The 8184-nt window shown below is 33.5% G+C and carries 9 protein-coding genes; 2 read left to right on the top strand and 7 right to left on the bottom strand.

Going from position 1 to position 8184, the window contains the following annotated elements:
- Nucleotides 1-51: 51 nt before the first annotated feature.
- Nucleotides 52-1251 carry an MFS transporter gene (locus tag JVV30_RS09855; RefSeq protein WP_275430021.1) on the bottom strand — a complete coding sequence of 400 codons (1200 nt, stop codon included), beginning with the start codon at nucleotides 1249-1251 and terminating at the stop codon, nucleotides 52-54.
- A 191-nt stretch (nucleotides 1252-1442) separates the two neighbouring features.
- Between JVV30_RS09855 and JVV30_RS09850 the strand changes: the two genes are divergently transcribed.
- A complete protein-coding gene (locus JVV30_RS09850; protein WP_204194106.1) occupies nucleotides 1443-2051 on the top strand; it encodes an NDxxF motif lipoprotein in 609 nt (202 codons plus the stop codon).
- Between the two features lie 130 nt (nucleotides 2052-2181).
- Here the strand turns inward: JVV30_RS09850 and JVV30_RS09845 are convergent, their stop codons facing one another.
- Nucleotides 2182-3000, bottom strand: coding sequence for a CPBP family intramembrane glutamic endopeptidase (locus JVV30_RS09845; protein ID WP_204194103.1), 819 nt, complete (start codon nucleotides 2998-3000; stop codon nucleotides 2182-2184).
- A 156-nt stretch (nucleotides 3001-3156) separates the two neighbouring features.
- On the opposite strand from JVV30_RS09845, the gene JVV30_RS09840 reads away from it, so the two are divergent.
- Nucleotides 3157-3414, top strand: coding sequence for a CPBP family glutamic-type intramembrane protease (locus JVV30_RS09840; RefSeq protein WP_343283861.1), 258 nt, complete (start codon nucleotides 3157-3159; stop codon nucleotides 3412-3414).
- Between the two features lie 72 nt (nucleotides 3415-3486).
- Here JVV30_RS09840 and JVV30_RS09835 read toward each other — a convergent pair whose 3' ends face one another.
- Genes JVV30_RS09835 through JVV30_RS09815 form a run of 5 tightly spaced genes read right to left on the bottom strand, consistent with a single transcriptional unit; the run spans nucleotide 3487 to nucleotide 8078 of the window.
- Nucleotides 3487-4119 carry an ATP-binding cassette domain-containing protein gene (locus JVV30_RS09835; RefSeq protein WP_204194101.1) on the bottom strand — a complete coding sequence of 211 codons (633 nt, stop codon included), beginning with the start codon at nucleotides 4117-4119 and terminating at the stop codon, nucleotides 3487-3489.
- Complete coding sequence (locus JVV30_RS09830; RefSeq protein WP_204194099.1) at nucleotides 4106-4870, bottom strand: ATP-binding cassette domain-containing protein; 765 nt, start codon at nucleotides 4868-4870, stop codon at nucleotides 4106-4108. The genes JVV30_RS09835 and JVV30_RS09830 overlap by 14 nt, the downstream gene beginning before the upstream one ends.
- A complete protein-coding gene (locus JVV30_RS09825) occupies nucleotides 4834-5604 on the bottom strand; it encodes an ABC transporter permease (protein WP_204194098.1) in 771 nt (256 codons plus the stop codon). Before JVV30_RS09825 ends, JVV30_RS09830 begins: the two co-directional genes overlap by 37 nt.
- The gene (locus tag JVV30_RS09820) at nucleotides 5594-6553 is read right to left on the bottom strand and encodes an ABC transporter permease (protein ID WP_204194097.1); all 960 of its coding nucleotides are present in this window, start codon (nucleotides 6551-6553) and stop codon (nucleotides 5594-5596) included. The genes JVV30_RS09825 and JVV30_RS09820 overlap by 11 nt, the downstream gene beginning before the upstream one ends.
- A complete protein-coding gene (locus JVV30_RS09815; RefSeq protein ID WP_481906320.1) occupies nucleotides 6546-8078 on the bottom strand; it encodes an ABC transporter substrate-binding protein in 1533 nt (510 codons plus the stop codon). The genes JVV30_RS09820 and JVV30_RS09815 overlap by 8 nt, the downstream gene beginning before the upstream one ends.
- Nucleotides 8079-8184 lie beyond the last annotated feature (106 nt).

Raw genomic sequence — 8184 nt, 5'->3', positions numbered from 1 at the left:
TGGGAGTGGACGACGAATTTAAAAAGAATTCTGTCCCACTCCCTTAATTATTTATACTGAACGTTCATATTTTTTATTCAACTTCAAGAGCATACTAATTAGTATAGAAGCACACAGAATACTGCTAAATAAAATTGGATAAAAAATATTAGAGATATTAAACAATACACCGGCAAGTAAATATCCAATTGGTGCAACGCTTTGAACAACACTCGTCATTAAACCGAAGTATCGACCTTTATAATTTTCTGGAATAACTTTTTGTAAATATATCATAGCTGAAATATTCATAAATTGGATTCCTACGCCAGTTAAAAAATGTGAAACGCTATAAATAATAAGTATAAAAATCGGATTAAAATGTACTATAAAAGGAACAGATAATATACCCATACTTATACCAAGAATCAATGATCCAATGATGTTTCTATCAAACGTACTTTTTATAAATTTAATATAAGGATAGACAATTGCCATTAGAAACATTGATATAGTCGTAATCGATTCTATTAGCCCTAATGATTTAGAATCCATATGAAAATATTGAGCAAAACTAGTCGAAATACCAACATTACTAAAAGCCAAAAAGAAATTAGAAATAACTCCAATACTTAGTAAGACAATGAGATCTTTATGTGGTTTGATAAATTTAAGAATCCCTGTTTCTGTCATTTGGCTTTCTTCAATAGTTTCTTTATTCTTTTCAGATGTTTGTTCATGATTGAATTTGATGAATAAAAAAAGTACCAATGATAATAGTTCAGTTATTATCATAATAATTAAGAAATCCGATAAATGAATAAACGCATAAATCGTTCCACCAAGAATAGGTGCTACAATGGAAACCATTCTAATGATTGCTTCACGACTTGAAACAGCTTTTTCTAATAAAGTGTCCCCAACTATTCCGACTAGACCACTTGTGAATGTTAATCCTACAATAATATCTGTTATCGTAAGAATAATCAGCAATATAAAAATAGTTATAATATTGTCTAATAAATGATTAAATACAATAAAAATTGGAATAATACATAAATTAATTATTTGTCCCATTATTACGAGTTTCTTTTTAGTATAATGATCAACTAATTTACCTATTAAAGGTGCGCATAAGACCTCTATAATGACTAAAGTAACAAGGTAAGTTGTGAAATAAAGTGGACTTTTGTAGTCATAGAGTAATTTAAATGACAGGGCAAAGATGAATAGTTCACTGCCAATAATGCTTATTAAGGTAAATAATAACAGTAAATAGTAATTTCGCTTTATTTTAGGTCGCCCCCCACAATATAATATCTTTATTATACCATTTATCAGAATTTTTAGAATAAAGTTATTATATTATTTAAGCTTTCGATTATTTTTATTTATATAATTTTGTACGATATACTCTGACTGTGAATATATTTAATGCTGATAAATAAAAAAGGAGATTTGATATGAAAAAGTTTATATTATTCATTTCAACATTAGTATTAACCCTTTCATTAGTAGGATGTTCGTCATCATCGGACGAGAAAGATTCTAAAGATACATCTTCAGATAATAAGCAGTCACACAATAGTGCTAAACACAATCACAAAATACCAAAACATATTTTTGATAAAACAACTAAAGATCAGAAAATTTCTGAAAGCACCATAAAAAAAGATATTAAAACCTATTTAGATACCGATAGAAAATTAACAGATGCTAGAGAGCCATACGAGGATAAGTTAGACTCTGACGAAAAATTATCTAAAAAGAAAGAGCAAAAATTCAATCATATTGTTGACTTACAAGAACGAAATTTAAAAAACTTTGCCAATTACATAAAAAATAATCAAATGCCTAACAAAAAATATGAACAATACACTAAAAAGATAAGTAATTATATGATAGCAACATATCAAACAAATCAACGTGCGTTAAATTTAGATGAAGATGCATCATTAAAAGATATTCTTGATGTTAATAAAGATAAAGACATTGCGAATGGTCGGGAACAAGCAAAAATTGAGAAATTTTTAAAAGAGAAAAATATCCAAACCATTGCATTTAATAAATAAAAATAAGCAGGACTTCGACGGAATGAAGTCCTGCTTTTTCTGTGTAAAGAATCATTTCTAAATTAAGAAAAATTTAAGATTAAAGAGCGGCATTATTTGTTATGGTAGAACTAGCTTCAGACACTTATGTTTAACTAAAAAGTACCATGAAATAACTTACTAAAATCATGATGCCACTCACACCGTTATGAATCATGTGAACCATCATACTATCTCTTACATTACCACGACGATGGTAAGCAAGATAGAATATCATGCCCATCATCGTATACATTAGAACAGCTACCCAATTTGAAATACCATGCTGAGAAGCAAAGATAAGGGATGATAAAATGAATGGTAACCAGAATCGTGTACGTTTAAATAATGTTTCTTTGAAGATGCCACGATAAACAAGTTCTTCTAAATAAGGTGCTACAAATGTAATCGTAAGTACGAAGATAATGAGCGGAAAGACTTGTCCTAATTGATCAGGTGTTGGTTTAGCCGCATTCATATCACCTAATAACATTTTGTCATTTTGTGTTTGCATCGAACCTGTAGCAAATAACATTAAATATGACATACCTATAACGATGATTCTAAGAAGTACGGCCCAACCAATGTTAATCGCAATCGCTTTGCCTGTGAATTTTTTAGGTTCTCCATACGTATGACGTTTATAATAGCCTCTAACAAGCCATATGACTATGGCAGCGATTAATAAATAAATGATGGTTACTAATGTACCAGTCAATGTATCTATATAAATAGAAAAGCTATAGATAAACATGATACTAACTAACGGAATTTGAATCAGTAACATCCAACCAATGAAAATGAGGGCACGCACAAACTTATTACCCTTTGGACGATGTTCTTCAATATGTATATGCTCCTTGGATGTCAATGCTTCATTTGAGGAAGTGGTTACATTAGCATTTGTATTCAGATTCTGTTGATTCGTCATAATAAACCCACCTTTGTCTAGAAATAGTAAACTTTGAATATGAATACTTCATTATGAATGTAACATATATTTGACATTTTTAATAGGTTACTTGCTAAGAAGAAGTAATTTTAACTTAAAATTAACATTTCAAATAATAACGCTAGGAGGCGAACGGTGGCACAACATGATACGAAAAAAGACTTTCAAATTTCTCATAAACCCTATTGGAAGTTGCTATTACAAACTCTATGTTTAATCATTATTTTATTTGTTGGGGCGCACGGTCCAAGCAATATAGGAGAATGGTTGATTTACGGCTTTTCAGGTTTGATTTTTGTTATTGCATATTTAAAAACAAAACGCCTTGAAGTACCGATAATCATATACATGCTTGGTAATATACTGGCTACATTTCAAAATTATTTTTGGTAGAAATACTTTAATTACATAGTTTATACGCAACAAAAAGCAATGCCTAGGTTTTGATAGGCATTGCTTTTTAACTTAATTATGCTCGATTTTTAAGTGTTTACCAGGAAGGCTGTCTAATAAATAAGGATCATGTGTGATCATAATAAGCTGTAACGCATTCAAATTTCGTAACATTTGAATAATGATGTCTTCATTGATCACATCAAGATTCGTTGTAGCTTCATCCAAAATTAATATCTCAGGTTCAACGAGTAGGGCTTTCGCAATCCACAAGCGTTGAAATTGTCCGCCACTCAAAGTGCACACTTTTTTAGATAATAAACGTTTGTCGAGTTGACATTGTTCGATGACACTTAAAATCTTATCGTCATGTAGATGTTTAGGAATATTAAAGTGTTTTAAAGGTTGTTTTAAGATCCAAGAAACTGTTTTTTTAGGATCTAATGTATTGGCATTATATTGAGGCACATATTGAATATGTTTCATCCAATCTTGCTGGGACACATGTCCAAGCGTCATATCTTTATAACTTACGATACCTTCATAATTATCATCTAAACCTGCAATGATTTGTGCGAGCGTAGACTTACCACTTCCACTAGTACCACTAATAATTAAATTATCAGTATCTTCTAGTACTAAATTAAGGTTTTCAAATATCTGCTTTTCAGAAAATGATTTATTTAAAGATTTAATCTGCAACATATCGATATCTCCTATGTGCCAATTCAATTAATTGTTGAGTGTATGGGTGTTTAGGGTTCACTAAAATCTCTTCAGCCTTGCCACTTTCAATTATTTGTCCGTTACGCATCACACTAATATGTGTTGCGTAATTCATCACTAAACTCAAGTCATGCGTGATAAATAAGAGTGTCATATGATGTGCTTCGACAACATGATGTAATAACTTCATTAAGTGATTGCGATTGTCAAAATCTAATGCGCTAGTTGGTTCATCTACAATCAAGAATTTGGCTTCTCTTACAATTGACATCACTAACGCAATACGTTGTGCCATACCACCACTCAATTGAAAAGGATAGTCATGAAGTAAAGCTTCTGGATGCTCTAAACCTAAATGTCTAAATTGGCGGCATACAAATTCATGTTGCTGTTGTCGAGACCATTGCGTATGCAATGCATCAAATAGGGCATCAAAATGCTTCTGGATACGTACGTTTTGGAAGAAATTACTATTGGTATCTTGGAACATGGCATCCGTATTATTTAAATCAATATCGATTTGACCTTGATATTTTAAATGCGGAGGGCACATATTCAAAGCCGTCCGTGCTAGTAAAGATTTCCCACTGCCACTCTCCCCAACTAGACAATGAAAGCTACCTTCTGTGACATTAAAATCTATATCTTTCAATAATACTTGATGTCCATCATAAACGGAGACATTTTTCAACTTTAATAACGTGTGTATCGACGATTGAGTATTTGACATATGAGCGCGAAACCTCCTAACAATAGCCCTGGATAGAAGAATAACCAAGGCGCTGAGTAAAAGTAACTCTTACCGTCATAGAGTATTGCACCTAATTCGGGCAACGGTGGTTTTACGCCTAATCCAATAAAAGCTAATCCAGAAATACTAAGCATTAATTTCCCAAAATCTGCAGTGATTAATGCAGTTACGTTACGTATAAGGTGTGGAACAATGTGGTGTATCGTTGTTTGTGTCTTCGTAAGGCCACTCAAAGATGCGAATTTAACAAATGGTTGCGTTTGTACATCACGTGCCAAATTTCTAAAGTAACGTAAGTAGCGTCCTAACCAGCCAATCATCAAGGCTAGACATAAACCGATAATTGAGTTATTGATAAAACCTAATACCACAAGGGCGATAATAATAGATGGTAAGGCAATTAACATATCGGCAAGTGCCATTAATAACGCATCCAGCCAACGACCAATCAGTGCAGCTGCAAGTCCTAATACAAGTCCTAATACAACGGTTCCAAAAATAATAAGCGTTGTTAAACCGAGTGTAACCATACTACCTACAAATAAGCGTGTGAAGAAATCACGACCTAAATGGTCAGTACCTAATAGATGATGAAGACTTGGAGGTAAAAGTGCTTCCGATTGATGAATTATGTTTGCTTTGTCATAAAACAGAAAAGCAAGTATAACGAATATGATTGCAATAATAGGCCATATCCAATGTTTAATCTTCATAAGCTATTCGGCCTCCTGACTTTTTTGACATTCTTAGACGTGGGTCACTTTTCTCAAGTAAAACATCGCCGAAGAAATTGAGCACCATTATAAAAGTAATAATCATCATTAAAATGCCTAAAATAACAGGGTAATCACGCAAATTAATACTGTTGATGAGTAACTTACCTAATCCAGAAATACTAAAAATGACTTCTAAAATAATCACTCGGCTAAATAAATGAATAAAATTATTAATGGTGATTGTCATGAGTGGTGCTAATATTTCTTTTACTTGTACGTAGATACGATCTTTTAATTTGTACCGACGCAATTGGGCTAATTGGAAAGGTTGACTTTGTAAGGTGCTCTCAAAAAGGTGACTGCCTAATAGCAACATATGACTACCTTCTACAAGAACGAGTATAACAATTGGAAGAACAAAGTATTCCCAACTATTACTTCCTACAAAGGGGAACAGATGCCATTTCACACCAAAGTAATAAATGAAAATAATAGCTAGCCAATATTCTGGTAATGATGTTATGACTTGAGCAATACGAGTTAATACGACTGACCACTTTTTTTGTGAATGATTGCTACATAGATAACCGATGACGTAACTAATAGGAAACAGTATGATAGCTGAACCAATAATTAGTTTAATCGTTGGTGTAATTGCCTGGGAAATACGTTCTGCTACAGGTTCACCATTGCTGAAACTCGTACCAAGATCGCCTGTGAAAACATTACCTAACCATTGTAGATAGCGAACAGGCATTGCCTGGCTTAAACCGAGTTTATCTTGAGCCATTTTGATACGTTCAGGTGTAATTTGAGCGACACCATGTTCTTGTAAGTATTGAACGGCAGGATTGCCGGTTGTGTTCTCCAAAAGAAGAAAGAGCACAAAAGAAATAATGATTAAATAAATGAGTAGCCGGATGAAATGTTTTACGATGTTAGTCATTATTTGACACCTTCAACTTATCATAATTTAGCGGTGCATCTGTTTGCCCTGAGAACTCGAAATGCTTGATTTTAGGACTGGTTACAAATGTCTCATTAGGATAGGAAATTGGGACAATGAGATATTGTCGGTCAATATAAGATGAGAGCTTATCAAACGCATGTTGTCGGTCACGCATATTGATGATCGTCGGGAATTGATGAATCATAGATGTTAAAGTGGCATCGTCCGCAAACACACCGGGACGCGTACCATCTTGTTTAAATCGTGCATTCAAGAAATTGTATGGCATTAATGCATTCGTATATGTTCGATAATAAATGAGGTCAAAATCTTTGCGCACCGTTAATGTTTCATAATATGTTTGTGAATCTAAAATATTAATATCAAGTTTAATACCTACTTTTTTAAGGTCTTGTTGCATAATTTCCGCTTTCGTCTTCCATTCTGGAAATTCATCGGTTTGGAGTGCGAGTTTAAATGACAGTACACGGCCGTCCTTTTCAAAATAACCATCATCGTTCATCTTGTAACCTAAAGAACGGATGAGTGACTGAGATGTTGAAGGGTCGTAATCATGGTCAGACTGATTATTTGAATTGACGTATTGCACATGTTGTTGAAATAGACCTTTCAATTTCTTATTTGGTGATAAGTCATCTGTGTTAATTGCTTTGCTAATTGCCTCGCGCATTGTCTTGCTTTGTAAACGTTTATGCTGTGGATTAAATCCCATAAATTGCGTTTCTGTACTTGGTGACGTATGTACAGATAATGCTTTGTTTCTATGCGACTCTTTTACTTGTTGTGGCGTCATTTGACCTAAGGAACCACCCGTAATATCAATAGAATGACTCTCAATCGCTAAATGTCTTGAATCGCTATCCTCAATCGATTGAAATGTTAGATTGTAGTTAAGGGGATGGCCATTACGGTAATATGTATTTGGTTTGAAGCTTACAGTTTCATTGGTTGAATCTGCAACTTTAAATGGACCTGTGCCGATTGCTTTCTGAAATTTACCAGTTGTCTTGCCGTCTTTAACTGCATGTGGACTCATAATGCGGAGCGGTCTAACTTGAGACAACTCATTTAGCACTTGGTTTGATGGCGATTTTAATTCAATCTCAACGGTATGTTTGTCCTTTATTGTGACAGATTTTAATTTATCTAACGTTTCCATAGGATCTGTTGTATCTGTTGCCTTCGCACGTTCAATCGAAAATTTAACAGCCGATGCATCAAATTCAGAACCGTCATTGAATTTTACATTGTGCTTCAAGTGAAAAAGGTAGTGTTTACCATCTTCTGAAACGTCCCATGATGTAGCAAGTCCAGGTTCAATCTTGCCATTTTCACTATAAGTCACGAGCGGTTGATAGATGGCATTGTACACAGGCATAGGGGCATCAAAACCTTGTGCATCAAGTTGTTTTGTATTAAATTCACGGGGGAGCGAGACTTTTACCTCACTGTCATCATTATGATGTTGAGCACAACCACTTAACATAAGCATCGCGCACATAGAGAGCGAATAGCATATGCGCTTTTTCAATGTTTTACCTTCTTTCCATTGTATTCATCATTATTTTTTATAATAGAGTTTAGTTATGAAAAAATATTTTTCTATC

This window comes from Staphylococcus sp. GDY8P47P (genome assembly GCF_016892225.1).
GTDB lineage: Bacteria > Bacillota > Bacilli > Staphylococcales > Staphylococcaceae > Staphylococcus > Staphylococcus borealis.
Note: the sequence above shows the minus strand (reverse complement) of the source record. Positions and strands in the feature narration are given on the sequence as shown.

What these genes read in the sequence shown, in the direction of transcription:
- JVV30_RS09850 (WP_204194106.1), top strand. Translation starts at nt 1,443, where the DNA reads ATGAAAAAGTTTATATTATTCATTTCAACATTAGTATTAACCCTTTCA.
- JVV30_RS09845 (WP_204194103.1), bottom strand. Translation starts at nt 3,000, where the DNA reads ATGACGAATCAACAGAATCTGAATACAAATGCTAATGTAACCACTTCC.
- JVV30_RS09835 (WP_204194101.1), bottom strand. Translation starts at nt 4,119, where the DNA reads ATGTTGCAGATTAAATCTTTAAATAAATCATTTTCTGAAAAGCAGATA.
- JVV30_RS09830 (WP_204194099.1), bottom strand. Translation starts at nt 4,870, where the DNA reads ATGTCAAATACTCAATCGTCGATACACACGTTATTAAAGTTGAAAAAT.
- JVV30_RS09825 (WP_204194098.1), bottom strand. Translation starts at nt 5,604, where the DNA reads ATGAAGATTAAACATTGGATATGGCCTATTATTGCAATCATATTCGTT.
- JVV30_RS09820 (WP_204194097.1), bottom strand. Translation starts at nt 6,553, where the DNA reads ATGACTAACATCGTAAAACATTTCATCCGGCTACTCATTTATTTAATC.
- JVV30_RS09815 (WP_481906320.1), bottom strand. Translation starts at nt 8,078, where the DNA reads ATGTGCGCGATGCTTATGTTAAGTGGTTGTGCTCAACATCATAATGAT.